Source organism: Fusobacteria bacterium ZRK30 (assembly GCA_024628785.1).
Taxonomy (GTDB): Bacteria; Fusobacteriota; Fusobacteriia; order Fusobacteriales; family Fusobacteriaceae; genus Psychrilyobacter.
The window spans coordinates 103082-127581 of the sequence record CP102405.1 but is presented as its reverse complement, the minus strand read 5'-3'; the positions used below and the strand labels follow the sequence as shown (position 1 = coordinate 127581).

Genomic DNA, 24500 nt, shown 5'->3' with positions numbered 1-24500 from the left:
TAAAAAGTTTAATTAGGGGTTTAACATGGATAAAAAAAAGCTGATAGAGGGGTTAACAATTAAATCTAATGAAATTAGAAAAATAATAATTGAAACAGTGAGTAAAAATGGAGGGCATATTGGCCCTAATTTAGGAATTGTGGAGTTAACCTTGGCAATTCATAGTGTTTTTAACTCGCCTAAGGATAAAATATTATTTGATGTTGGGCATCAATCCTATGTACATAAATTACTGACTGGAAGAAAAGATAGGTTTTCTACCCTCCGTCAAAGACACGGTATAGGACCATTTACAGATAGGGCTGAATCTCCCCATGATCACTTTATATCTGGTCATGCAGGGTCAGCTCTCTCAGCAGGTTTTGGGATAGCAACAGCTGATAAGGAGGATAAAGTCATAGTAGTTATAGGTGATGCATCTATAGCTAACGGCCACTCTTTGGAAGCTTTAAATAATATGGATGGAAGGTGTGAAAATCTTATAGTCATTTTAAATGACAATGAGATGTCTATTGGAAACAATGTAGGAGCACTTTCGAAATTTTTTAGCCGTTTGATGGGCAGTAAATTTTATTTAGAGTTTAAAAACGAAGTTGAAGGAATAGTTAGGCGTGGAAAAATTGGGAATAAGATCGCTGATGTAATAGGCAGGGTCGAACATGGAGTAAAAACCATGGTTGCTCCTGTCAGTATCTCAGAATCTTTAGGATTTAAATATGTAGGACCGGTGGATGGACATAGCTTTGAGGAGCTGTTGCCGGCACTGGAAAAAGCTAAAAACTTACAGGGCCCTATATTCTTGCATATAAAAACCCATAAGGGAAAGGGTTATCTTCCTGCAGAAGAAAATCCGGAAAAATTCCACGGAATATCTCCTTTTAATATAGAAACTGGGGAAACACCTAAGGGTGGAATATCTTATTCTAAGGTATTTGGGGATAAGTTAACTGAGATGGCAACAACAAATGATGACATCTATGCCTTATGTTGTGGGATGGTAAAAGGAACCGGCTTATCCGATTACTTTGCTAAGTTTAAGGACCGATCCTATGATATGGGGATAGCTGAAGGACATACAGTAACCTTTGCAGGGGGACTGGCTACCCAGGGGAAAACACCATATGTAGCTATCTACTCGACTTTTTTACAGCGTGCCTATGGTCAGCTTATCCATGATATATCTATTCAAAATCTATCTGTGAATTTTATCTTAGATAGGGCAGGAATAGTAGGAGAGGATGGGAAAACCCATCAGGGATTATACGATATACCATATCTGTTGACAATTCCAAATATAAATATATTAGCTCCTACAACTAAAAAAGAACTGGAAGAAGTTTTGGAATTTTCATCTACCTATAAAGGTGGACCACTGAGTATCAGGATTCCGAGAGACAATGCCTGGGATTATAACTCTCCTGCATTTGAATTTGGAAAATGGAAAGAGATAGAGAAAGGTGATGATACCTTGATATTAGCTGTTGGAAGTATGATAAAAGAAGTTGTTAATGTTAAGGAAGAACTAAAAACTAGAGGGATATCACCTACTATAGTAGGGGTGTCTAGTATTAGACCTTTAGATGAAAAATATATAGAGGAAAATTTTAAAAAATATAAAAACATAATAACGTTGGAAGAAGGTCGGATAAAAAGTGGCTTCGGAAGTTTTCTCTTGGAGATGACAAATTCTATGGACATCTACAAGAAAATCTTTAGATTGGGAATAGAGTGTGATTTTATACCTCACGGTAAAAGAGGAGAACTTTTAGAAGAATTTGGACTTAGGGGGAGACCTCTTGTTAATGATATTGAAAGGTGTGTAAATGCAAAATATTAATAGAAAAGCAAAAAAATATATAGATATATTGTTGGAATTTCCGGTAATAGATCAACTGAAAGAGATGGAAGATTTAGGGGTTTCTGTAACAACTCATACCTATGATGTTTTGGAGATTGCCATAAGAGATCTAAAGAAATCTTATCGTAATCTAAAAAGAGCAGGAGAGGAATTGGACCTATTTGCTATGCTTGTGGGAATAATAATTCATGATACTTCAAAAGCAAGTTTAAGGGTAGGAGGAGATTCTATCTTATCTCATAGTCAGGTAATGTTGAAAAAACCTGATAGGATAAGAAAGGAAGCTACAGGTATATTAAAGAAGATGGAAGAGGAAACCGGGTTAATCCTGGATCCTAATACTGAGAGGAAGATAGTTCATATTGTACTGTCTCACCATGGTAGATGGGGGAGGGTCTCTCCTAGTACTAAGGAAGCTCTTATGGTTCATAAAGCCGATGAATACTCGGCAAAATATCATAGGATAAATCCTATTGGTGCAGATAAGATAGTGGAATTAATGGCCAAAGGTTATAGTCTGGATGAGATCAAAGAAAAACTAGACTGTACCAGCGGAATTATAAAAGACAGACTTAAAAGAGCAAAGGTAGAGTTGAAATTAAAAACAAATAAACAATTACTTAATTATTATAATGCCAATAAAAAGATTATTATCGGAGATGAATTTTTTATAAAAAGGATCACCGAGACAAAGGACTTAATTAAAAAAGTAGATAAATTTGGATTTGAAACACTGGTAAAACAATGTGAATTGTTCAAATATTTCAACGATAATCAAATATTTGATAGAAATCTGTAAAAGGGGTTGTAGATGAAAGAGAGATTAGATGTACTTTTGGTACAACAGGGTTTTTTTGAAACAAGGGAAAGAGCTAAAAGAGCTATTATGGCAGGAGTTGTAATAGTGGATAATAAAAAAATAGAGAAAGCAGGTACCGCGATAAAATGGACCGATGAACTCCCTGAGATTAGGATCAAAGGGGAAGTTTTGAAGTATGCTAGTCGTGGAGGGCTTAAGTTAGAAAAAGCTATAAAGATATGGAACCTTGATTTTTCAGGGAAAAAAATACTAGATGTAGGAGCTTCTACAGGCGGCTTCACAGATTGTGCACTTCAACATGGTGCATCTTTTGCCTATTCGATGGATGTAGGAACCAATCAATTAGACTGGAAACTTCGTAAACATGAGCAGGTAAAATCAATCGAGGGAAGACATATAAAAGATCTTACTTTAGAAGAAATTGATAATAGTGAAATAGATTTTATTGTTATGGATGTATCTTTTATCTCTATAACTAAGGTAATTCCCCATCTGATTAAATTTATGAATGAAGATACTAAATTAATGGCTTTAATCAAGCCGCAATTTGAGGTAGGACGTGAAAACATCGAAAAAGGTGGGATAGTAAAAGATCCTAAGAAGCACAAGATGGCCATAGAGATGGTGGTGGAAAGTGCAGCTGAATATGGAGTAAAATTACATCAATTAGACTTTTCTCCTATAACAGGGGGGAAAGGAAATATAGAATATATTTCATTATTTTCATTGGCAGAGACTAAAAACACTGTAGATATAGATAAAGTTGTAGAAGAGAGTAAAAAGTTAAGATAAAAAATTAAAAAAGGAGAAAATATGTTATATATTGTAGCAACTCCAATAGGTAACCTAGAGGATATGACTTATAGAGGGGTAAGAATTCTAAAAGAGGCAGACTATATATTCGCTGAAGATACTAGGGTAACTAAAAAACTATTAAATCATTTTGAGATTGAAAATATAGTATACAGGTACGATGAACATACTAAGGGACATCAAGTTGATAATATAATAAACTTGCTTTTAGAGGGAAAAGATATAGCCTTGGTTACAGATGCAGGAACACCTTGTATTTCAGACCCTGGATATGAAGTGGTGGATGCTGCTCTTAATAAGGATATAAAAGTAGTTCCTGTAGCAGGAGTAAGTGCACTTACAGCAGCAGCTTCAGTAGCTGGGATATCTATGAAAAGGATTGCTTTTGAGGGATTTTTACCCAAGAAAAAAGGGAGACAGACTCTTTTAAAAGAGCTGGCTAAAGAGGAAAGGGTAGTTGTGTTATATGAATCTCCCCATAGAATCTTAAAAACCATAAAGGAAGTCAACGAATATTTTGGAGACAGATATGTAATAATAATTAGAGAGATTACAAAGATGTATGAAGAGATAATCAGGGGTAAAACTTCGGAATTAATCGAAAGATTGGAAAAAAATCCTATAAAAGGGGAGATTGTTCTTTTGATAAAGGAAGAAGAAGTGACTAAAAAGAGGGAAAAAGTAAATAAATATGCAAGAGATTAGATCTTATTCACATCGTTGAGAATAAGAGGGCCGGTAGATAAAATGGAAGAAAACGGTTAAAAATAAATTTAGAAAGGATAAACAATTATGTCAATGACAAAAATAAACTGGTATCCTGGTCATATGAAAAAGACCAAGGAAATGATAGTTGAGAATATGAAGATAATAGATATCGTGTTAGATATCGTAGATGCAAGAATTCCACTTTCAAGTAGAAACCCAGAGATAGCAACATTTGCTAAAGGGAAAAAAAGAATAGTTCTTCTAAATAAGGCCGACTTAGTAGAAAAATATGAGTTAGCATACTGGAAAAATTATTTTGAGGAAAACAACCTAGCCGATCATGTATTGGAGATTTCAGCTGAAACTGGATACAATATGAAAGCTTTATTTGCGATAATAGATGAAGTAGCCAAAGAAAAAGTTGCCAGAATGAAGAAAAAAGGTTTGAGAAAGGTCCAAACAAGACTTATGATTGCTGGTATTCCAAATGTTGGAAAATCCAGATTGATCAATAGAATTGTTGGTAAAAAAATAACTGGTGTAGGAAATAAACCAGGATTTACCAGAGGTAAACAGTGGGTTAGAATAAAAGATGGTTTAGAATTACTGGATACTCCTGGAATTTTATGGCCTAAATTTGAAGATCAGAGGATTGGATATAACCTAGCAATAGCAGGTGCTATAAAAGATGAGATCTTACCTATCGAAGAGGTAGCCAGTCTACTGATAAAAAAGATGCTTAGATATAGAAAATCAAAAGTTCTTCAAGATAAATATAAGTTGACAGATGAAGATATGCAGGAGATCCCTGAGATTATTTTAGATAGGATTGCCCTTAGAATGAGGATGATCTTAAGTGGTGACAGGGTAAATACAAAGCAGGCAGCCTTGACTTTACTACGTGATTATAGAGCCAAAAGATTAGGTAAATTTGGATTAGACAAGGATATGTCTGAATAGGAGATTTTTATATGAATGATATTAAATCAAAAATAAAATTAAATATGGAATTGACTGAAAAAATACTGGTAAACTTTATCAGAGAAGAAGTTAGAAGTGCTGGATTTGAAAAGGTAGTTTTAGGATTATCTGGAGGAATAGATTCAGCCATAGTAGCTTTCTTAGCTGTAAAAGCACTGGGACCTGAAAATGTATTGGGAATAATGATGCCCTATAAATCTTCTAGCCGTGAGAGTTTAGAAGATGCCCAAAGAGTAGTGGAAGCTACTGGGATGAGAGTTAAAAAGATAGAGATTACAGATATGGTAGATGCATATTTTGCCAAAGAACCTGATATCTCAGATCTGAGAAAGGGAAATAAGATGGCCCGTGAAAGGATGACTATCCTATATGATTATTCAGCCAAGGAAAAATCATTGGTATTGGGAACTTCTAATAAGACAGAGATTTTGCTAGGTTACAGTACCCAATGGGGAGATTCAGCTTCGGCAATCAATCCCATAGGTGATCTTTTGAAAACCCAGGTTTGGGAACTGTCTGAATATATGGGTGTTCCAAAGGAAGTTATTGAAAAAAAACCAAGTGCTGATCTTTGGGAAGGTCAGTCTGATGAGGATGAATTGGGATTTTCATACTTTTTAGCCGATGAAATAATTAATTTATTGGTGGATGAAAGATATACAAAAGAGGAAATATTAGAAAAAGGTTACTCTGAAAAGACTATAGATTCTATCCTTTGGAGGATAAAGACCAATCAGTATAAGAGAAAATTACCTCTTATAGCTAAGATCTCCAATAGAACTATGGAAAGAGAATTTAGATACCCTAGAGATTGGGGAATATAGGTAGATTTTTCTGATATCTATTAGATTTAGAAAAAATATTTAAAAGTAGATCTTTTATAAAAGAATATAGAGATAGATTTTAATTAATCTATCTCTTGTATTATATTATGGTATCTTACTAGTTACACTTTATGATTAGTTTTGACTTTAGAAAGTTAATCTGGAGACAAGAAATACCATTAAAGGAAGGGTGAAGGTGGATGTTAATTAATAATAAAAAATTTGATTTTGAAAATAAAACCTATACCATGGGTATATTAAACCTTACTCCTGATTCATTTTCAGATGGCGGATCATATACAGATGTGGAAGTGGCCATAAAAAGAGCCAAGAAGATGGTGGAAGAGGGAGTAGACATAATCGATGTAGGAGCTGAATCGACTAGACCTGGAGCTGACTATATAGAGGAAGAGGAAGAGTTAAAAAGAATACTTCCTGTAATAAAAAGGCTGGTTACTGAGGTAGATGTCCCTATATCTATCGATACATATAAATCCCGTGTAGCTGAGGAATGTATCAAAGTAGGAGCACACATTATAAATGATATAAAAGGATTGAAAGGGGACCCCAATATGGCTGGAGTAATAGCGAAATATGGGGTTTCTGTTATAATTATGCATATCAAGGGAGATCCCAAAAACATGCAGAAAAATCCTGAATATGATAATATAATAGAAGACGTTAAGGAAAGTCTGGAAGAGAGTATAGAGATTGCTGTTAAAGCGGGAATATGTCCTAAAAATATAATATTAGACCCGGGAATTGGATTTGGTAAGACATTTGAAGACAACCTGGAAATTATAAAAAAATTATGTGAATTTAAAAAACTAGAGTATCCTATATTAATAGGTGCTTCTCGAAAAGGATTTATTGGAAATATATTAGGAACCCCTCCCCTGGATAGGGTAGAAGGTAACCTGGCAATAGCGGTAATATCGGCTTATAATGGAGCTTCTATAATCAGAGTTCATGAAGTTAAGGAAACAGTGAGAGCATTAAAGGTGGCAGATTCTGTAAAATTAATTAAGGATTGAAATGAGGGGGAATTATGAAGGGTGAAGATCAATTAAAGCAAGAACTGAACGACTTTAAAAAAGAAAAAGACAGGATAAGCAGCATAGTTGGACAGATTGGCGGGAGTAAGGGAAATTCAAATAATAGTTTAATAAATATAGCTTTTTTCGGGATATTATTTGCACTTGTTATTTTTGGAGGAGTACTAAAAAAAATCTCCTTGGAAATTGAGATTGCAGCGGCGATATTACTGGTTGTATTAAAGATAGCTTGGATGATCCATGAGGCACAAAAAGTTAGTCATTTCCAATTTTGGATCTTGAATTCCTTGGAGTTTAGAGTAAATGAGATGAATAAAAAAGTAAGAAATATTGAAAAAACATTGAAAAAAATGGAAGATAATTGTTAATAAAAGTAAAAAGCATATAAATTGTTACTAGAAGGCAGGAAGATATGGGAAATAATGTGATATTTAAGGGATCTAACGGTAAGCTGGTAATAATATTAAATCCTGATATTTCCTTCGAGGAACTAAAGGATCATTTAGTGGAAAAACTCAAAAAATCCAAGCAGCTATTGACGGGTTACGAAGCAGTTATTGAGTTTAAAGGTAGAGAGCTAAGTGAAGAGGAAGAGTTAGAATTGCTAAATATCGTAGATGAAGCAGTTGATATTAATATTTTATTTGTAACTGATGGAGAAGAGTTAGGTTCAAAAGAAATAGAAAAGGCAGTTAATATAGTAAATGAAGGGGTAACCAAATTTCATGTAGGAACACTGCGGTCTGGAGAAATCCTGGAATATTCAGGAAATGTAGTGGTATTAGGGGATGTTAATCCAGGATCCATTGTTAAAGCTGAAGGTAACATAGTAGTTATAGGAACTTTAAATGGTGTGGCTCATGCTGGAGTAAAGGGAAATGACGAAGCGTTTATTGTAGCTTCTAATATGAATCCATTTCAATTGAAGATAGATGAAGTTTTATTTAAAAATTACAGCAGTAATATATTATTTCGTAGTAAACAGATTATACGAAATAAAAATAATATAGCTTATTTAAGAAATAATATATTAATAATAGATAAATTAACAAGGAAATCATTGAAAAATATTGTCACAACTTAGGAGGAACTCAGATATGGGAAAAGTATATGTAGTTACATCTGGAAAAGGTGGAGTAGGAAAAACAACCACCACAGCCAATCTAGGAGTTGGTCTGGCCAAAAATGGTAATAGTGTAGTACTGATGGATGCTGATATAGGTCTTAGAAATTTAGATGTAATATTGGGGTTAGAAAATAGAATAGTTTATAATTCTATGGATGTTATGGAGGGAACTTGCAGGTTAAAACAGGCACTGATAAAAGATAAGAGATATGATAAATTATTTCTACTGCCGGCTTCTCAAACAAATGATAAGATGGATGTTTCAACAGATATGATGCAAAAATTAGTAGCTGAGTTAAAAGAAAAGTTTGACTATGTATTGATTGACTGCCCGGCTGGAATAGAGCAGGGATTTAAAAATGCCATAGTAGGAGCAGATGAGGCAATAATAATAACAACTCCAGAGATATCTTCTATAAGGGACGCAGACAGGGTAATAGGACTCCTTGCAGCCAGTGAGATGGGAGAGATTAAACTTATTGTCAACAGAGTAAAGATGAAGCTTGTCAATGAAGGAAATATGCTGCATATGGATGATATTGTAGATATATTAGGACTTGATATAGTTGGTGTGGTACCTGATGATGAGGAGATAGTAATCTCTACAAATAGAGGAGAGCCTGTTACTGTAAAAGCCTTAGCACCTTCTGGAAAAGCATATATGAATATTGCAGGTAGGATACAAGGAGAGGATATCCCATTTTTAAATATAGATGAAAAAAGAAGTTTTGCCAGTAAATTAAAAAACTTCTTTTCTAGATAGGCAGGGGGATAGATATGTTTGAAAAATTATTTGGAAGAAAAAAATCTAGTGCGGTAGCTAAAGATAGATTGAAATTAGTTTTAATCCACGACAGGAGATTGATCTCTAATACAGTTTTAAATGAGATGAAAGATGAACTGATTGGAGTTATCTCAAAATATATAAAGATTGAGCAGGGAGAGATCAATATTCAATTTGATGTAGAGACTGAAAATAGAAATAAGGGAGCACTAATAGTAAATGTTCCTGTAAAAGATATATTAAAAAAATAAACTTTTATAAAAAAGAAATTCGAAGCCTGGGCTTCGAATTTCTTTTGGTTTTTACTCACCTTTTTTGTTTACTACGAAGTTTAGTGGACAACCTTCGAATCCAAAGGCTTCTCTAAACTTATTCTCAATATATCTAACATATGAGAAATGTAATAATTCTGGATGGTTACAGAATATAACAAATTTAGGAGGTGCAGATGAAACTTGTGAGCAATAGTTAACTTTAACAACTCTACCCTTTCTAGTAGGAGGAGCGTTTAGAACCATAGCTTCTTTTAATACTGTATTTAATAATCCAGTACTAATTCTCTTATGGTATTCTTCATGAATTAAGTCTACATGATCGATTAACTTCAACGTTCTTTGACCAGTTAAAGCTGATACAAATTCGATAGGAGCATAACTTAAGAATGGTAATTCAACTCTTAAAAATTCTCTCATCTTGTGCATAGTTTTAGTTTCTTTTTCAACGATATCCCATTTATTTACAACGATAACGATTGGTTTTTGTTCCTCGTATGCAATACCTGCGATTCTTTTGTCTTGCTCGGTAAGACCTTCCTTACCGTCTAGTAGCATAAAACAAACATCTGCTCTTTTTATACTCTTGATTGCTCTAAGTACAGAGTAATATTCTAAATCTTCTTCTATTTTTGATTTCCTTCTGATACCAGCAGTATCTATAAGTACATATTTTTCATCATTGTGCTCAAAAGATGAGTCAATAGAGTCACGAGTAGTACCAGCGATATCACTGACGATACTTCTTTCTTCTCCTAATAATCTATTAGTTAAAGATGATTTACCGGCATTTGGTCTACCGATAAGAGCAATCTTAATTCCTTCTTCCTCTTCAGGTATCTCTAATTCATTGATATGTTCTACAACTGTATCTAACATATCTCCTAAGTTTACCTTGTGCTCTGCTGATACAGGAGCCAGGTCTTCAAATCCTAATCCCCAGAAGTCATATGTATCTTCTAATTGAGCTTGGAAGTTATCGATCTTATTTACACATAAGATTACATGTTTATTTTTCTTTCTAAGCAGATAAGCTACCTCTTCATCTAAAGCAGTAACTCCAGCTTTTCCATCTACAACAAATAGAATAACGTCAGCTTCGTTCATAGCAACTTCAGCTTGTTTTTTGATGTTGGCCATCATAAAGTCATTATTTCTAGGCTCTAATCCACCTGTATCTACTAAGATGAATTCTGTTCCACACCACTCAGTTTCTCTATAAAGTCTGTCTCTTGTAACACCTGGCTGGTTATCAACGATAGCTACTCTATCTCCTACTAATTTATTAAATAGAGTAGATTTTCCAACATTTGGTCTACCAACTATGGCAACTATTGGTTTCATAATTTATTTCCTCCTATTAACTCCTTGACCCTCTTTTATCTAATGACACCTCTTTCCTTTTAGGGAGAGTGAGTTATCTAATTTTACTTTGTTTCGTTCTTTGAAAAATCTAGATTTGAAATTAAGTTTTAAATATATTTAATCTCAATAATCATAGATTATCTAAAAGGAGAGGGGAAAGAAGAATTATTTTTTCTTCTTAAATTTATTTGTACCCTTGAACTTATTGTTCTTGGGTTTATTAGTTTTTTTATTTTTCCCATTACTATGGGCAGTATCACCTTTAGAGCTTTTATGGTTTTTATTATAAGAATTTCCCATATATCCATTTTTGGCGTCTTTATCAATTAAAATATCTTTTTGTTTATACTTTCTAGCTGTATCTTTTTCTACCTTCATAGACTTTCCTGTAAATGGATCTATCTCAGTATAATACATAAGGGTAGAATATGTCGATGGGGTAGGAGTAAAGATTTGAACCTGTTCAGGATTAACCTTTAACTCGTGACTGGCAAATCTCTTAAGATCTTTCATATGTCTCTCATTACATCCTGGATGAGCAGCAATTAGATAGTAAGTTAAAAATTGTTTTTTCCCTAACCTGTCATTGATCTTATAAAATTCATCTTTAAATCTTTTTAGTATATCTTTTCCTTGTTTTCCCATAAGACCTAAGATCTCATCTTCAGTATGTTCAGGAGCTATCTTCAACTGTCCTGATACATGATCTTTAACTAAGTTTTCAAGGTATAGAGAACCGCATTTATTATCATCCATAATAAGATCGTATCTTATTCCAGAAGCTATAAATACCTTTTTAACCCCCTCTACTTTTTTAACTTTATCCAGTAATTCCAATTGTTTATTATGGTTTACATTTAAGACCTTACAAGTTTTAGGATACATACACCTGATATCTTTACAGGCTCCTAATTTTTGCTTTTTAAGACACTCAATTCCATACATATTAGCGGTGGGACCGCCAAGGTCAGAGATATATCCTTTAAATGATTTCATTGTAGAGATATCTTCTACTTCTTTCACGATGGAATCTATACTTCTTTCAGTAATAGTTCTTCCTTGATGAACTGCAATGGCACAGAAATTACACTCACCATAACAACCTCTATGGGTAGTAACTGAATGTTTGATAGTATCAAGAGCTTTTACTTCTCCCATCTTTTTATAGTATGGATGGAGTGCTCTCTCATATTCTAATCCATAGATCTCATCCATCTCCTCAGTTGAAGGAATAATTGATGGGGGATTTTGGATCAGATATCTGGTATCTTGTTTTTGTGATAAGCCTACAGCTGTAATATGGTCGTTGTTTACATAAAATTTTTCAAAAGCTTCTATAAATTTGTGCTTGTCAGCCTTGCATTCGTCGAAACTAGGCAGTTCCAAATACCCGGCTTTGGGTTCCTTTGCAATATAGCAGATCCCACGAATATTGGTGTAATCATCTCCATTTTGAATGGTATGAGCCAGTTCTAACATGGATTTTTCACCCATTCCGTAAGAAAGGATATCGGCTTTTGAATTGAATAATATTGATTTACGTAATTTATTTGTCCAGAAATCATAGTGAACAGTTCTACGTAAACTAGCTTCTATCCCACCAATAACAATTGGTTTAGGTGTCTGCTTAAAATTTCTCTTTATAAGGTTTGTATATGAAATAGTGGCTCTGTCAGGACGTCTGTTATTTAACCCACCTGGAGTAAAGTCATCTTTCTGTCTTCTTTTTCTAGTAGCAGTATAGTTGGCCACCATGGAGTCAACACATCCAGCAGAGATTCCCCAATATAAGTTCGGGGCTCCTAACCTTTTGATATCCTCATTGTTATCTATATCTGGTTGGGCAATTATTCCCACCTTGAATCCGTATTTTGACAGATATTTCCCTATAACGGCACTTCCGTTATATGAACTGTCTACATAGGAATCACCAGAAACCAGGATTATGTCTAAAGAATCCCAGCCTAATCTATCCATCTCTTCTCTGGTAGTTGGTAAAAACATATTTATCTCCCTCTATTACATTACACTAAAATAATCATTCTAAAATACTATATATTATATCATATATGCACTGTTATTGCACGGGGAAATCTTTTGTATAAATTAATTTCTATGGCAAAAAAATCTTTTATGGTAAAATAAATTATAAAATTTAAGGGGGGAAATGATTGTGGTAGATTCTAAATTAAAATCTTATATACATCTGGTTAATTTTATAGCTGATTTTTTAGGTCCTAATTATGAGGTTGTACTTCATGATGTAAGAAATATAAATAATTCAATAATAGCTATAAAAAATGGGCATATTTCTGGAAGAAAGGTAGGAGGACCATTAGCGGATCTTTCCTTTAAACATATAAAAGAAAATAGAAATAGTGATAAAAAATATCTGCTTCTATACGGAAAAACAAAGGATGGGAGACAGCTCAAAACTTCTACATATTTCATTCGAGATGAAAAGGAAGATATTATAGGTTTATTTGGGATAAATACAGATATCTCAAATTTTGTGGAGCTCAAGAAAAGGATGGAGAGTTTTATCAACTATGGTGGAAATAATATAGTAGAGGACAGGGAAGAGGAGCGTTTTGAAAGTTCCATTGAAGATATTATGGACTCCATAATAAATGAAGTTATTACAGATTCAAGGATCTCTGTAGACAGGATGGATCACCTGGAAAAAATAGAGATAACTAAAAAATTAAATTTAAAAGGGGTATTCTTGATAAAGGGATCCGTAGCCAAGGTGGCTGAGAAATTAAAAACCTCAGAAGCTACAATGTATAGATACATAAAACAGGTGAGTAAATAAGCAAAAGGAGGAGAATTCAATGAATTCTCCTCCTTTTGCTTATTATCTAGGAAATTATACCCGCAAGGGGCATCACTAAAATGCTATGACTTTACAACATAAACATAGGATTTTGAGATAAAATTTATGGACTAAATAAAAAAAATATAAAAACCTGAATTGTGCTTGTCTGGGTGCAACGTCACGTTGCTTTTTAATGGGCGTTAGGCAGCTTTTAGATCTAATACCTTACATTTTTTTATGTATCTATAACCGATAAAAGCTGTCAAAACCTCTGCTACAGGCATGGTGAACCATATACCGTCTATTCCCCAGATCAGAGGAAAGATTACAGTACCCATGAGAACAAATATTATTCCTCGAAGAGCTGAGATGAAAGCAGAAAGTGCAGCATTTTCAATAGCTGTAAAGTATGCTGACATGACCATGTTGATACCGTTTAGAAAATAAGCAAAACAGTAGATCTTGGCAGCTTTAGTGGTAAATGTCAGGAGTTCTTTATTTTTAGAAAAAGTCCCTATGATCTCCTCACTGAATATAAACATAGATGTAAAAGCAACAGTTCCAATGATGAAAACTGTCTTTATAGCCAGGTTAAAGATACCTCTAATCACGTATCTTTCATCTGCCCCTAAACTATAACTTATAATTGGCTGTATCCCCTGGGAAACACCTAAAAGAATAGCGAAAACTACTGTGTTGACATAGTTTATAATACTGAAAGCTGAAACTCCAACCTTACCAACCTCTCTCATGATGATGAGGTTAAACATAAATATGATAAAGCCCAAAGAGATCTCGCTTACAAATTCTGAAGATCCGTTGATAATACCTCTAAGAAGGAGGTTGAGGGAAAAATCAGGTTTTACAAATTTCAGCTGGCTGTCACTTCTAAAAAAGTCAATTATAAGTATTATAGAAGCAACTGTCTGGGATATTCCCGTTGCAAAGGCGGCACCCTTCAGGCCGTATCCCATCTGGATAACCCAGATATAATCTAAAATTATATTTAATATCCCGCCTATTATCAATGCACTCATTGAATAGGTCGGTCTTCCATTTGTTCGTACAAAAATCTCTAAAAAATATGTACCCATATAGAAAATATTAAAATACATGATTATCTTCATATATTCTATAACCATGGATTTTAAATCACCGGTAGCTCCTAAAAAAACAGCAGTCTGATCTGGGAATACCAGAGTAAAAAGACTTATTCCACCGGCTCCTAAAATGAGCATGAGTACAAAGAAGCTGAATATCTTGCTGGCTTCCTCTATTTTTTTTTCTCCCATCTTTATGGCTACTATGGTGGCACTTCCTGTAGCAATCATTATATTTAATGCAAATGACAGGGAAGTAAGAGGTCCGACCATACTTACAGCAGCCAAACCGTCACTTCCCACAGCCTTACCTATAAATATTCCATCTACGACTATATATAGCGATGTTACAATCATACCGATAACACCTGGGATGGTGTATTTTAAAAACAATTTTTTTATATCTTTTTTCATGTCCTTGTCCCCTTTTAATGTTTAGATTTATAGTAGCAGTTTGACATCATTGATAAAAATTTCATTTGTAACATATTATAAACCCTAAAGGTAGTTTATGGTCAAGGATTATTTTTCTTCTGTTCTTTTAGAAAAATTTTTTTTTATATCGTTTTAAAAAAATAAATATATTTAATACTGGGATAACTTCTTCAAAAAGTTTGTCGTAATTCCGTTAAACGTCTTTTTTGTTTATGATTCTATGCTAGACTTTCTGAGGAGATTTTTCAATTTATAAATATATTGGAAGAAATTTAGTATTATATTTATTTGATAATCTATGGTTTGTAAAAAGGAGAATAAAATATGCTTATTGCGATATATGCATTGTTATCTTGGCTCTCTATTTTTGATAGTGGAGATGTAAATAATGAGGCTGGGAAGGTAAAAAAAGAGCAAAATGTAAAAATTATTAATGGGGATGAAAAAAACTATATTGCAGCTTCTAGAAATATAAATAATAATTTTTTAAATCAAGATAGAGATAGCTATGGATTAGAACTTTACTGCCTCTATAATAACATGGAAAAAGAAAAAGATTATGGTATTTACTCTAACACTTCTCATCTAGGTTATATAGATGAATCTAAAAAAAATAAAACTTGGATAGGTGGTAGTTGTATCAATAAAGAACAAGGGTTTTTGATCGATGTTTTAGATAATACCTTTGTACCTACCATTGGAATTGAGTATAAATCTAGTCCGTCTATGAAAGTTTTGGGGGAAGAATATTTTAAGGAAAGGGTGAAAAAATGAAATTTAAAAAGGTATTTAATACAGTTATAGTTATTGGAGGGATATTAGTAAGTAATATTATTGCCATGGGAGAAGAAATTAGTAACTCTACTTTAGAAGAGGCGTCGAGAAGTAAAATTTTATTTTTTAGCAATACTAAATTATCAGATACCAAAAATAGTGGTAAAGGGACATCTATAAACTGGCTGTCAGAGCCTAAAAGACCATTGGTAGGACAAAAATATGACCCTTTATTTACAGATGGAGGAGATGCTATCTATGGATTGGATTTTATCCCCACTATCTCAAAACAAACCTATGATTTAATAGATCATAGTAATGGAGTTATTTATAACAATATTATTAAAAATGCTAAGCCCTTGGAAAAGGGAGAACATTCTTATTATGTAGGAGTTGATGGGTCTGCTTTTTCTGATGATCCCTATGATAATGTTTTGGGGTATGGGACTGAGATTACAAGTGCCTATTTTGGTCTGGATTATAAAATCCATGAACAGCTTCGTTTAGGGGGAGTTTTTAATGTAGGGCAATCTAAATATAATTATGATGATAGTAATAGTTCTAGGGAAGATACATTTTTTCAAGGAAGTTTTTATTTAGATCATAAGACTGTAGAGAATCTAAGGTTTATTTCTATGATTTATTTTGGGAAAACCAATTCTGATTTAAAGCGATATTATAGCGCAACACTTTATAATGGAAATAAACCAGGAGTTTCTGTGAATGAAAATGCTACCAGTGATATGGAAAATTATTATTTTGGAATAAACAATAATATAAGCAAAAGATACGATATAGATAAATTTAAAACTTCATTTTATTATGCACCTAGATTTCAATTTAACGCTGCTTATTTAATGCAAGATAGCATTAATGAATCTACTACATCATCTGACTTTAATGGCTTATCTATTGAAAGTGAAGATTCTTATTCAGTGAACTCTTCTGTGGGAATCGCTATAGGGAAAGATTTTCTTCTAAAAAACAATAGAAAATTTAATCTTGAATTTGGAGTAGATCTTCTCGTAGAATTTGGGGACCCCTATTCGGAACTAACAAATAAAACTAATTTTAATGACAGAGCTCCCATTAGCGGCTTTCCGCCTAAAAAAGGAGAGCCTATAGGAAAAACTAATACCATCAAGGGGTATGAGTCTGATTATATTGCTATAGCTACGTCTATTATAGGTTATTATGAAATGAATGATAATTTTTCCTTTTATGGGGGCATTAATTATAATTTTGGAGAAAATGAAAAAAATATTTATGGAAATTTAGGGATCAATTATACTTTTTAATAAGAATAGTTGAGATAAATGAGGAGACAAAAGATATGAAAAAATTAACTTTAAGTTTACTCATCTTATTTACAACCACCTTGGTTGGGATGGATTTATCTACAGAAATAAGTGAGGAAGCATTTAATATAGAAGTACCTCTAGATAAAGATTTTGATGAGAATACAGATAATAAATATATTGAAAACAAAAAAGAAAGAGAACGAATTTTCCCTCTATTTAGGGAAAGTATAGAAGCTCAAAATATACAGTTGCCCCTTCCATTTGGAGTTTCTGTTATGGGGAATGTTGCAAATGTTGAAACTGGTGGTCAAGGGTTAGATATAAACTTTGGAGGAGGAAAAGAATTTACAGATATAGGGCTTAAAGTTGATGGAGATTTAACCGCTCAAGTTAGCGGACTAATGTTAGATTTTTATCCCTTACCATTTTTAAATGTTTTTGGTTATGCTGCCTATATTAGGACTAGCGGTGACTTAAAAATAGGATTTGAAAACACCAAAATGACCAGTGTAAATTTTGGAGATGATGGACAAGCCTACGGACTAGGGATGAATCTTGCAGGGGGTTATAAAAATTTCTTTACAGGATTAAACGGATCTTTATCATTCTCTAAAATGAATAAAACAGGAGCTTTAAAACAAACCTTTATTATTACTCCGAGGATAGGGATAAAAAATGAAAGCAATACATTTCAGCTTTGGGCAGGACTTATGTATATGAATAAAAACAGTGAATTACAGGGTGATATGCCTGCAGATACCGTTGGATCTCTTCCTGCTTTTTCATATTCTTTGAATCTAGAAGGGCCTGAAACTTCTCCTACTATAGGATTTAGATATGAGCCTGTGGAGCATTTTGAAATCATATGTGAAGCATTTTTAGCTAGAGATTTTAATGGTGTTAATATGAGATTAGCTTATAGGTTTTAAGGGAGTTAGATAGAAAGACATTGAATTATTATATTTTCATGCCTTTCTTCTCTTTTAGTTTTGGGGATCCATAGTGGAACTTTCACACTATTTATAAACACCAAAATTACTCTAATAGTCAGGATTTATTTTACAAGGATTTGTATTTCTGTTAAAAATTCATCGGGATTTTTAGTGATAACAGAACTGATAAGTGATATTTCAATGGAACCATTTATAATAGTATAGTTATGCTGAGATGTATAGTTTAGAAGCTCCGTATAGATATTCTTTAAATGAATATAGTCACCCTTATGAAGGTAGGTTACATATTTTCCAGCTGAAATTGTGTCGTTTCCTTCATCTCCTTTTGAAAATATGAATAACTTATTGAATATACTATGCTTTTCAGCAATTAGATTATCTTTGGATACAGCTACTCCAGAGAGGTAGCCTAAAAATATTTCTTTTGGAAATTCTGAAAATCTTTGATACTCTTTCTTTGAAAAATTTATATATTCCAAATTAGTACTACTATTTTCTTTGAAATCTCCAAAGAAGCTGATTATATTACGTTTTGGAATGTATTTTTCTATTATTTTTCCTACAGTTTCATCAATTTTATTAATACCTTTTATTGCTTTTAATTTATTTTTTATTTCATCTTGTGTAGCCAATAATTGATCTATATTCTCTTGAATAATTTTCTTCTGTGTCTTCAAAATTTTAGTTGTCATCTCAATATCCTTGTGATTTAGGTAATATTTTATCTCCTTTAATGGAAAACCTAAATTTTTTAGTTCAATAATAGTTGCGAGTTCAATCAATTGTTCGGGAAAATAATATCTATATCCATTTTCTTTATCAATATACGCAGGTTTAAATAAATCTTCTTTATCATAATATCTGAGAGTTTCAATTGTTATATTGTGTAGCCTGGCTACCTCACCAATTAAATATTTTTTCATTCTGTCCTCCTAAAGTAAAAAAATTATTATTTAATAAATAATATCATGAATATTGTTTGAAATTTTTATTTTTTTTAGTTATTTAATGGAAGGTGTCGGGGGGGATTCTTCTCCTTCTAAACCAATAAAATATAGAGTGAATTTGATAACTTATTCCAAATATGATAAAATTATTAGGTTATATAAAAGAAAATAATAAGCGGAGGTAATTGAGATGGCAGGGCATAGTAAATGGTCTAATATTAAGCATAGAAAGGGAGCTCAAGATAAAAAGAGAGCTCAATTGTTTACAAAATTAGCAAAAGAGGTAACAATAGCAGCAAAAGAGGGTGGAAAAGATATAAACTTTAACCCTAGATTAAGATTAGCATTAGAGAAGGCAAAGAAACAGAGTATGCCAAAAGATAATATAGATAGAGCAATAAAAAAAGGTACTGGAGAATTAGCTGGTGTAGAATATATAGAGATCAGATATGAAGGGTACGGTCCAGGCGGGACTGCATTTATCGTAGAAGTAGTTACTGAGAACAAGAACAGATCTGCGTCATCTGTAAGGTCAAATTTTGCTAAAAATGGCGGAAATATGGGATCTGACGGTGCAGTAGCATGGATGTTCAATAAAAAAGGTCAAATCATATTAAATTCTGAAGGTTTAGATGCCGATGAATTTATGATGGAAGCACTAGAGATGGGAGCGGAAGACCTGATTGTAGAAGATGGTACATTTGAGATATTAACTGATCCTACTGAATTACAAACTGTAGCAGACGCCTTAACTGAAGCAGGGTATAAGTATGAAGAAGCAGAGATAGTAATGCTTCCTGAAAATATGGTAAAGGTAGAAGATGAAGAGATGGCTGAAAAAGTTATGAAATTATACGAAGCATTGGAAGATAATGAAGATGTAAATGATGTTTACGCTAACTTTGATATCTCAGATGAGTTAATGGAAAAAATAATGGGATAAAAAAAGAGGATTCCTCATGGAATCCTTTTTTTTATCTAGGAAATATAAGTTTTATAAAAATCTAGAATATGTCTGTCTGCAACGTCACATTGCCTCTTTAATATTTTTTTCTGTATTGTCTCGGTCCCCTGTATTGATCTAAGTATTGTGCCGGAACTACTTCTACTTCTAGTTCACTGAGGTCAGCTCTAACGATAGATACTTCTACACTATCTCCTAATTTAAAGATCTCACCTGTATCTTCATTTGTCATAGTATAGTTTACTTCATCAAAGGTGAAGTAGTTAGGAGAATTAACTCCGTCAAAGAAACACTCTACATGTTCCTCTGTCTCAAAGAATATCTTGGTTTTATTAAACCCGATAATCCTGCTCTTATATTCCTCACCTATTTTATCTAGCATATATTCTACTATTTTTATCTTTACACTTTCAGATTCTAATTTCATAGCTGTTCTCTCTGTTTTTGAGATATGTGATCCAATGGCAGACATCTCATCTTTAAACATCTTTATAGTTTTTTTACTTGGATAGCCTGTCAGAGTTTCATTGATAACTCTGTGAACCATAAGGTCGGCATATCTTCTGATTGGAGAAGTGAAATGTGCATAATAATTTGAAGATAATCCGAAATGTCCGATATTATCTACTGTGTATCTGGCTTGTTTTAAACTCATCAGGATAAGTTTATGGATGATCTGGCTGTTACCGTCCTCTTTAGACTGCTCTATTATTTTTTGGAACTTTCCAGGATGTAACTCCTCATGTCCGTGAAGATTATATCCAAACTTTTTAATGGAATCGTTTAATGCTGTGATTCTGTCCGGATCAGGTTTTTCATGGGTTCTATATAGGAATGGCAGTTCCATCCAAAATATCTTTTCAGCAACAGTTTCATTGGCCGCAATCATGAAATCCTCTATAATTCTTTCAGATTCCCCTCTCTCAATAACTTTAAGGTATTCTACTTTTTTATCCTCTCCCAAGACAGCTCTTACTTCTGGGATATCAAAATCAATACTTCCTCTGGAGTATTTTAATCCTCTTAGGATATGAGACAGCTCTAACATCTCAAAGACCATCTTATTTATATCTTTATATTCCTCTGTATAAGTTTTATCTCCAGCTAAGATCTTGTTAACTCCCCCATAGGTCATCCTATGAGCGGTAGAAATTACAGCTTTATAAGTTTCGTGATTTATTACCTGCCCTTTGTTATCGATCTCCATCTCACATGTAAATACAAATTTATTCTCATGGGGATTCAATGAACACAGTCCATTTGAGATCTCCCTAGGGAACATAGGTATCACTCTGTCTACCAGATATACCGAGTTACCTCTTTTACGGGCCTCCATATCCAGAGCACTTCCAAATGGGACATAATAAGAAACATCGGCGATACATACTATAAGTTTAAAATTTCCATTCTCTAATTTTTCTACATAGACAGCGTCATCTAGATCCTTGGCATCATCTCCATCGATGGTAATGATTGGAAGATCTCTCAGGTCACGCCTTTTTGCAATCTCCTCTTCTGAGAGCTGATCGCTTAATTCCTTTGCCTTTTTAATCAGTTTAGGAGAAAAGTCCATAGACAGTCCCTCCCTGATGATAAGAGCTTCAATCATATTATTGGTATCATAGGGATCCCCGATTCTTTCTATAACCTTACCCTCGGGTTTTTTATCCTTCTCTCCCCAAGATATGATCTCACAGACCACCAGTTCACCATTGTGGGCTCCTCCATTAAATCTTTTGGGGACAAATATATCGTTCCCAAATGAATGGGTAGGAACTACAAAACCAAACCTTTCATTGGCCTGATAGATACCGATGATGGTGTTTTTTTCCCTTTTTAAAATCTTTACTACTTCTCCCTCTTTTTTAGCTCCGGTAGTTTCGTTGGAAAGCTGCACCATAACAAGATCTCCATTAAATGCACCGTTGAATTTAGATTTAGGGATAAATACACCAAAATCTTCCGTATCAACAAATGCAAATCTGTCCTTTATTACCTCGAGGTTACCGGTAATATACCCTAAATTTTTAGGAGTGTTATACTTGCCCCTTTTACTTAAGATAAGATCTCCTGATTCAACTAATTTATCTAAAAAATCTCTATTTTGTTTTTTTAATTTAGGAGACCAATCCATATAAGATGTGATCTCACTTAAAGTTTTTCCCTTTCCTTTTTTGAAAAGTTCTAAAACTTTTTTTTCATCGTTTTTATTCATAACTTTTTCTCCCTTTATTTCTTCAATTCTCCCAGGATACAGTTTCTCATATCCACAGTATTTGGGTGGATAGGAGCGTCGACCTTTAGGAGATACTTTAATTTCCTGTCCACTTCAAACAGGATAGCATCGTTGATACAAGTTTTTGCTTTTTCTCTAATAGAATCCACATTAGGATAGTTTCTATTAGGTTCTATAGCGTCGGCTATATAAATTATTTTTTCCAGGGTTGTCATTCCTCTCCTGCCGATAGTGTGATATTTGATAGCACTCAGTATATCCTCGTCATAGATTCCCAACTCCTGTTTTGCATAGACACTTCCTGCAAAACCATGGAGCAATTCTCCCATAGTCCCATAATATTTTAAAGTTTCATCACATTCTACATAGGAGTGCAGCTCCTCCAAAGTCATGCATTTAGAAACATCATGCAGAAGAGCCGCAATCTCAGCACGGTGTTCATTGATATCATATTGTTTTGCTAAAGAGACAGCTACTTCTATAACTCCCAAGGTATGTTGATACCTTTTAGGAGGAAGGGACTTCTCAATATGGTCATATAATTTATTCAACATAAAAACCTCCGTTATACTTTATTAATTGTCTAAAAAATCATTAAATAGATTAAAGTATATAAAAAATTTAGAGTTTAACTTAATCGGATCCAACATTACATTATTTTTCTAGATATCTAAATTTTGCGTGTAAAAAGTTCTGAGATTATACCATTTTAATTTTTTTACTTCTACGTCGTCGATAATGATTTTTACCCTGTTGATCCCCTCTAAACTTGTGTAGGTGTTGACCAAAGAGTAGATGATCAGTAGTTCTTGTTCCTTGGTTCGGATATTATCGGTGATATTAGAGCTGAGGTTAAGGTATAGTTTGTCGCCTACAAGGTAGGAGTTTAATAGTTCTATATTGGGATCCATAAATGGATAGTAGTTTCCCTCTTCATCTTTGATCTGATAATTACTCTGTTCATGGATTGCATTGAAAATAGATCTTACCTCAGAAGCAAAATCCTCCTTAATAATCTCAATATCCGATGAAACCAGGCTGTCTAAAGAATCATTGGGAGTATAAATTTTTACTATCTTAATATTGGTGATCGCCTGTGTATTTTTGTGGTTAGTAATTTTTTTTATGGGGATCTGGTCTCCCATAGTTACGTATTTATAGAAAAAAATACCACTTATCAAAAGGAAGGCGATGGATCCTCCTAAGATAATTAAACTTTTTTTATCTTTCATAGTTGATCTCCTTAATATTTTAATAAAAATGTTGTTTTATAGCCTTGGCAATCTCATCAGCAGCTATTTTCTGATATTTACTCTGCTTCAGTTTACTTATATCTGAGCTGTTTGTAATAAATCCAGCTTCTACAAGTATTCCAGGGCCGTCAAATCCTCTAAGAACTGCAAAGTTAGCTCCATGAGCTCCCCTGTTTTTCATCCTTAATCTTCTAGAATAAGAATTTACAAGGTTTTGTGCTATCTTGGCAGAGACTTCTTTATTTTTTTTATAGAAAAGCTGTCCCATAATAAGGGTTATATCATCGGCATTTTCTCCAAATTTGTTTCCTACACTATTTTCAAATGCAGCTACTTTTTTAGCATAATCAGATTCCGTTCTGGAGAAGTAAAATATATCTGCTCCACTGGCCTGTGAACTGTTGTTGGCATTCAAATGGACACTAACAAAGAAGTCAGCTTTAGCTTTGTTTCCTATATTTGGCCTGCCGGACAAACTAACAAAGGAATCATTGGATCTGGTCATAATAACATTAAAATCTTTTTGAAGACTGGTTTTAAGGTATTTTGCGATTTTTAGTGCAAGATCTTTTTCATGGTATCTATTAAAACCAGTGGAACCGGGATCTTTTCCTCCGTGACCTGCATCGACGATGATTGTATATTCCTTTTTAGCTTTATTTTTATCAAAATTCAATACAAACCTTGTAGGGTTGGACCAATAACGAGCGCTATAATTTATATTATTTTTAAAAAATACAAAAACACCGGTAGAGTTTTTATATTTTCTCACTTTTACGCTTTTAACATAACTTCCGTTGATTATCCTGTTTTTTAAATTTGAGGAAGCTCTTGTATTTAAAAATTCAACAAAGAGGTATCTATTGTGTTCATCATAACTAATATTATACTTGGGCTTAACATTTCCTTCTACATCGATAACCATCTGTGGAGGATTACCGTTAAACCTTAGGTTTTTCAATAAAATTTGGTTAGAAAATCCTATGGTAGTTAGGATAAAAAAAAGTAGGACTAAATTTATTTTTCTCATTGTGCTCTCCTTATATTATGTTAGGTTAAGGTTAAAACTATCAAGCTATATTTTATCATATATCATAATATAATGTGTAAGTT

General features: G+C 33.3%; 24 protein-coding genes. 16 read left to right on the top strand and 8 right to left on the bottom strand.

Going from position 1 to position 24500, the window contains the following annotated elements; genetic code table 11:
• Positions 1 to 25 precede the first annotated feature (25 nt).
• From dxs to minE, 11 genes are all read left to right on the top strand, one after another.
• Positions 26 to 1837: a 1-deoxy-D-xylulose-5-phosphate synthase gene (gene dxs / locus NRK67_05575; protein UUV18981.1), complete on the top strand. Its 1812-nt coding sequence runs from the start codon at positions 26 to 28 to the stop codon at positions 1835 to 1837.
• Positions 1824 to 2657, top strand: coding sequence for an HD domain-containing protein (locus NRK67_05570; GenBank protein ID UUV18980.1), 834 nt, complete (start codon positions 1824 to 1826; stop codon positions 2655 to 2657). The genes dxs and NRK67_05570 overlap by 14 nt, the downstream gene beginning before the upstream one ends.
• Positions 2658 to 2669: 12 nt before the next feature.
• The gene (locus NRK67_05565) at positions 2670 to 3470 is read left to right on the top strand and encodes a TlyA family RNA methyltransferase (GenBank protein UUV18979.1); all 801 of its coding nucleotides are present in this window, start codon (positions 2670 to 2672) and stop codon (positions 3468 to 3470) included.
• Positions 3471 to 3491: 21 nt separating this feature from the next.
• Entirely contained in the window at positions 3492 to 4196 is a 705-nt protein-coding gene (rsmI, locus tag NRK67_05560) for a 16S rRNA (cytidine(1402)-2'-O)-methyltransferase (GenBank protein ID UUV18978.1), read from the top strand.
• Between the two features lie 87 nt (positions 4197 to 4283).
• A complete protein-coding gene (ylqF, locus tag NRK67_05555; protein UUV18977.1) occupies positions 4284 to 5159 on the top strand; it encodes a ribosome biogenesis GTPase YlqF in 876 nt (291 codons plus the stop codon).
• A gap of 11 nt (positions 5160 to 5170) precedes the next feature.
• A complete protein-coding gene (locus NRK67_05550) occupies positions 5171 to 6004 on the top strand; it encodes an NAD+ synthase (protein ID UUV18976.1) in 834 nt (277 codons plus the stop codon).
• Between the two features lie 200 nt (positions 6005 to 6204).
• Positions 6205 to 7038: a dihydropteroate synthase gene (gene folP / locus NRK67_05545; protein UUV18975.1), complete on the top strand. Its 834-nt coding sequence runs from the start codon at positions 6205 to 6207 to the stop codon at positions 7036 to 7038.
• A 14-nt stretch (positions 7039 to 7052) separates the two neighbouring features.
• Entirely contained in the window at positions 7053 to 7427 is a 375-nt protein-coding gene (locus NRK67_05540; protein ID UUV18974.1) for a hypothetical protein, read from the top strand.
• Positions 7428 to 7471: 44 nt separating this feature from the next.
• The gene (locus NRK67_05535) at positions 7472 to 8143 is read left to right on the top strand and encodes a septum site-determining protein MinC (GenBank protein UUV18973.1); all 672 of its coding nucleotides are present in this window, start codon (positions 7472 to 7474) and stop codon (positions 8141 to 8143) included.
• Between the two features lie 13 nt (positions 8144 to 8156).
• Positions 8157 to 8948, top strand: coding sequence for a septum site-determining protein MinD (minD, locus tag NRK67_05530; GenBank protein UUV18972.1), 792 nt, complete (start codon positions 8157 to 8159; stop codon positions 8946 to 8948).
• Positions 8949 to 8962: 14 nt separating this feature from the next.
• Complete coding sequence (gene minE / locus NRK67_05525; GenBank protein ID UUV18971.1) at positions 8963 to 9220, top strand: cell division topological specificity factor MinE; 258 nt, start codon at positions 8963 to 8965, stop codon at positions 9218 to 9220.
• A gap of 51 nt (positions 9221 to 9271) precedes the next feature.
• Here minE and der read toward each other — a convergent pair whose 3' ends face one another.
• Both der and NRK67_05515 read right to left on the bottom strand, forming a co-directional pair.
• Positions 9272 to 10585 (bottom strand): ribosome biogenesis GTPase Der, encoded by a 1314-nt coding sequence (der, locus tag NRK67_05520; protein UUV18970.1) that lies wholly within the window; start codon positions 10583 to 10585, stop codon positions 9272 to 9274.
• Between the two features lie 186 nt (positions 10586 to 10771).
• Complete coding sequence (locus tag NRK67_05515) at positions 10772 to 12610, bottom strand: YgiQ family radical SAM protein (GenBank protein UUV18969.1); 1839 nt, start codon at positions 12608 to 12610, stop codon at positions 10772 to 10774.
• A gap of 163 nt (positions 12611 to 12773) precedes the next feature.
• Here NRK67_05515 and NRK67_05510 point away from each other — a divergent pair, with 163 nt between their 5' ends.
• Positions 12774 to 13421: a PAS domain-containing protein gene (locus tag NRK67_05510; GenBank protein UUV18968.1), complete on the top strand. Its 648-nt coding sequence runs from the start codon at positions 12774 to 12776 to the stop codon at positions 13419 to 13421.
• Between the two features lie 203 nt (positions 13422 to 13624).
• Here the strand turns inward: NRK67_05510 and NRK67_05505 are convergent, their stop codons facing one another.
• Positions 13625 to 14938 carry an MATE family efflux transporter gene (locus tag NRK67_05505; protein UUV18967.1) on the bottom strand — a complete coding sequence of 438 codons (1314 nt, stop codon included), beginning with the start codon at positions 14936 to 14938 and terminating at the stop codon, positions 13625 to 13627.
• A gap of 345 nt (positions 14939 to 15283) precedes the next feature.
• On the opposite strand from NRK67_05505, the gene NRK67_05500 reads away from it, so the two are divergent.
• Genes NRK67_05500 through NRK67_05490 form a run of 3 tightly spaced genes read left to right on the top strand, consistent with a single transcriptional unit; the run spans position 15284 to position 17963 of the window.
• Complete coding sequence (locus tag NRK67_05500; protein ID UUV18966.1) at positions 15284 to 15733, top strand: hypothetical protein; 450 nt, start codon at positions 15284 to 15286, stop codon at positions 15731 to 15733.
• A complete protein-coding gene (locus NRK67_05495; GenBank protein ID UUV18965.1) occupies positions 15730 to 17031 on the top strand; it encodes an autotransporter outer membrane beta-barrel domain-containing protein in 1302 nt (433 codons plus the stop codon). The genes NRK67_05500 and NRK67_05495 overlap by 4 nt, the downstream gene beginning before the upstream one ends.
• Positions 17032 to 17066: 35 nt before the next feature.
• Positions 17067 to 17963, top strand: a complete 897-nt coding sequence (locus NRK67_05490; protein UUV18964.1) for a hypothetical protein — start codon at positions 17067 to 17069, stop codon at positions 17961 to 17963.
• A 125-nt stretch (positions 17964 to 18088) separates the two neighbouring features.
• Here NRK67_05490 and NRK67_05485 read toward each other — a convergent pair whose 3' ends face one another.
• A complete protein-coding gene (locus NRK67_05485; GenBank protein UUV18963.1) occupies positions 18089 to 18910 on the bottom strand; it encodes a MerR family transcriptional regulator in 822 nt (273 codons plus the stop codon).
• A 214-nt stretch (positions 18911 to 19124) separates the two neighbouring features.
• Between NRK67_05485 and NRK67_05480 the strand changes: the two genes are divergently transcribed.
• Positions 19125 to 19877 (top strand): YebC/PmpR family DNA-binding transcriptional regulator, encoded by a 753-nt coding sequence (locus NRK67_05480; GenBank protein UUV18962.1) that lies wholly within the window; start codon positions 19125 to 19127, stop codon positions 19875 to 19877.
• A 97-nt stretch (positions 19878 to 19974) separates the two neighbouring features.
• On the opposite strand, the gene rnr is transcribed toward NRK67_05480, so the two are convergent.
• The 4 genes from rnr to NRK67_05460 form a co-directional block, all read right to left on the bottom strand.
• Positions 19975 to 22113: a ribonuclease R gene (gene rnr, locus NRK67_05475; protein UUV18961.1), complete on the bottom strand. Its 2139-nt coding sequence runs from the start codon at positions 22111 to 22113 to the stop codon at positions 19975 to 19977.
• A 14-nt stretch (positions 22114 to 22127) separates the two neighbouring features.
• Positions 22128 to 22688: a bis(5'-nucleosyl)-tetraphosphatase (symmetrical) YqeK gene (gene yqeK, locus NRK67_05470; protein ID UUV18960.1), complete on the bottom strand. Its 561-nt coding sequence runs from the start codon at positions 22686 to 22688 to the stop codon at positions 22128 to 22130.
• A gap of 108 nt (positions 22689 to 22796) precedes the next feature.
• Positions 22797 to 23366 (bottom strand): GerMN domain-containing protein, encoded by a 570-nt coding sequence (locus tag NRK67_05465; GenBank protein ID UUV18959.1) that lies wholly within the window; start codon positions 23364 to 23366, stop codon positions 22797 to 22799.
• Positions 23367 to 23385: 19 nt separating this feature from the next.
• On the bottom strand, positions 23386 to 24417 hold the full coding sequence (locus NRK67_05460) for an N-acetylmuramoyl-L-alanine amidase (protein UUV18958.1): 1032 nt from the start codon (positions 24415 to 24417) through the stop codon (positions 23386 to 23388).
• Positions 24418 to 24500 lie beyond the last annotated feature (83 nt).

Bases quoted from the DNA above. Each gene is read 5' to 3' on its own strand.
- dxs (UUV18981.1), top strand. From the start codon at position 26: ATGGATAAAAAAAAGCTGATAGAGGGGTTAACAATTAAATCTAATGAA.
- NRK67_05570 (UUV18980.1), top strand. From the start codon at position 1,824: ATGCAAAATATTAATAGAAAAGCAAAAAAATATATAGATATATTGTTG.
- NRK67_05565 (UUV18979.1), top strand. From the start codon at position 2,670: ATGAAAGAGAGATTAGATGTACTTTTGGTACAACAGGGTTTTTTTGAA.
- rsmI (UUV18978.1), top strand. From the start codon at position 3,492: ATGTTATATATTGTAGCAACTCCAATAGGTAACCTAGAGGATATGACT.
- ylqF (UUV18977.1), top strand. From the start codon at position 4,284: ATGTCAATGACAAAAATAAACTGGTATCCTGGTCATATGAAAAAGACC.
- NRK67_05550 (UUV18976.1), top strand. From the start codon at position 5,171: ATGAATGATATTAAATCAAAAATAAAATTAAATATGGAATTGACTGAA.
- folP (UUV18975.1), top strand. From the start codon at position 6,205: ATGTTAATTAATAATAAAAAATTTGATTTTGAAAATAAAACCTATACC.
- NRK67_05540 (UUV18974.1), top strand. From the start codon at position 7,053: ATGAAGGGTGAAGATCAATTAAAGCAAGAACTGAACGACTTTAAAAAA.
- NRK67_05535 (UUV18973.1), top strand. From the start codon at position 7,472: ATGGGAAATAATGTGATATTTAAGGGATCTAACGGTAAGCTGGTAATA.
- minD (UUV18972.1), top strand. From the start codon at position 8,157: ATGGGAAAAGTATATGTAGTTACATCTGGAAAAGGTGGAGTAGGAAAA.
- minE (UUV18971.1), top strand. From the start codon at position 8,963: ATGTTTGAAAAATTATTTGGAAGAAAAAAATCTAGTGCGGTAGCTAAA.
- der (UUV18970.1), bottom strand. From the start codon at position 10,585: ATGAAACCAATAGTTGCCATAGTTGGTAGACCAAATGTTGGAAAATCT.
- NRK67_05515 (UUV18969.1), bottom strand. From the start codon at position 12,610: ATGTTTTTACCAACTACCAGAGAAGAGATGGATAGATTAGGCTGGGAT.
- NRK67_05510 (UUV18968.1), top strand. From the start codon at position 12,774: ATGATTGTGGTAGATTCTAAATTAAAATCTTATATACATCTGGTTAAT.
- NRK67_05505 (UUV18967.1), bottom strand. From the start codon at position 14,938: ATGAAAAAAGATATAAAAAAATTGTTTTTAAAATACACCATCCCAGGT.
- NRK67_05500 (UUV18966.1), top strand. From the start codon at position 15,284: ATGCTTATTGCGATATATGCATTGTTATCTTGGCTCTCTATTTTTGAT.
- NRK67_05495 (UUV18965.1), top strand. From the start codon at position 15,730: ATGAAATTTAAAAAGGTATTTAATACAGTTATAGTTATTGGAGGGATA.
- NRK67_05490 (UUV18964.1), top strand. From the start codon at position 17,067: ATGAAAAAATTAACTTTAAGTTTACTCATCTTATTTACAACCACCTTG.
- NRK67_05485 (UUV18963.1), bottom strand. From the start codon at position 18,910: ATGAAAAAATATTTAATTGGTGAGGTAGCCAGGCTACACAATATAACA.
- NRK67_05480 (UUV18962.1), top strand. From the start codon at position 19,125: ATGGCAGGGCATAGTAAATGGTCTAATATTAAGCATAGAAAGGGAGCT.
- rnr (UUV18961.1), bottom strand. From the start codon at position 22,113: ATGAATAAAAACGATGAAAAAAAAGTTTTAGAACTTTTCAAAAAAGGA.
- yqeK (UUV18960.1), bottom strand. From the start codon at position 22,688: ATGTTGAATAAATTATATGACCATATTGAGAAGTCCCTTCCTCCTAAA.
- NRK67_05465 (UUV18959.1), bottom strand. From the start codon at position 23,366: ATGAAAGATAAAAAAAGTTTAATTATCTTAGGAGGATCCATCGCCTTC.
- NRK67_05460 (UUV18958.1), bottom strand. From the start codon at position 24,417: ATGAGAAAAATAAATTTAGTCCTACTTTTTTTTATCCTAACTACCATA.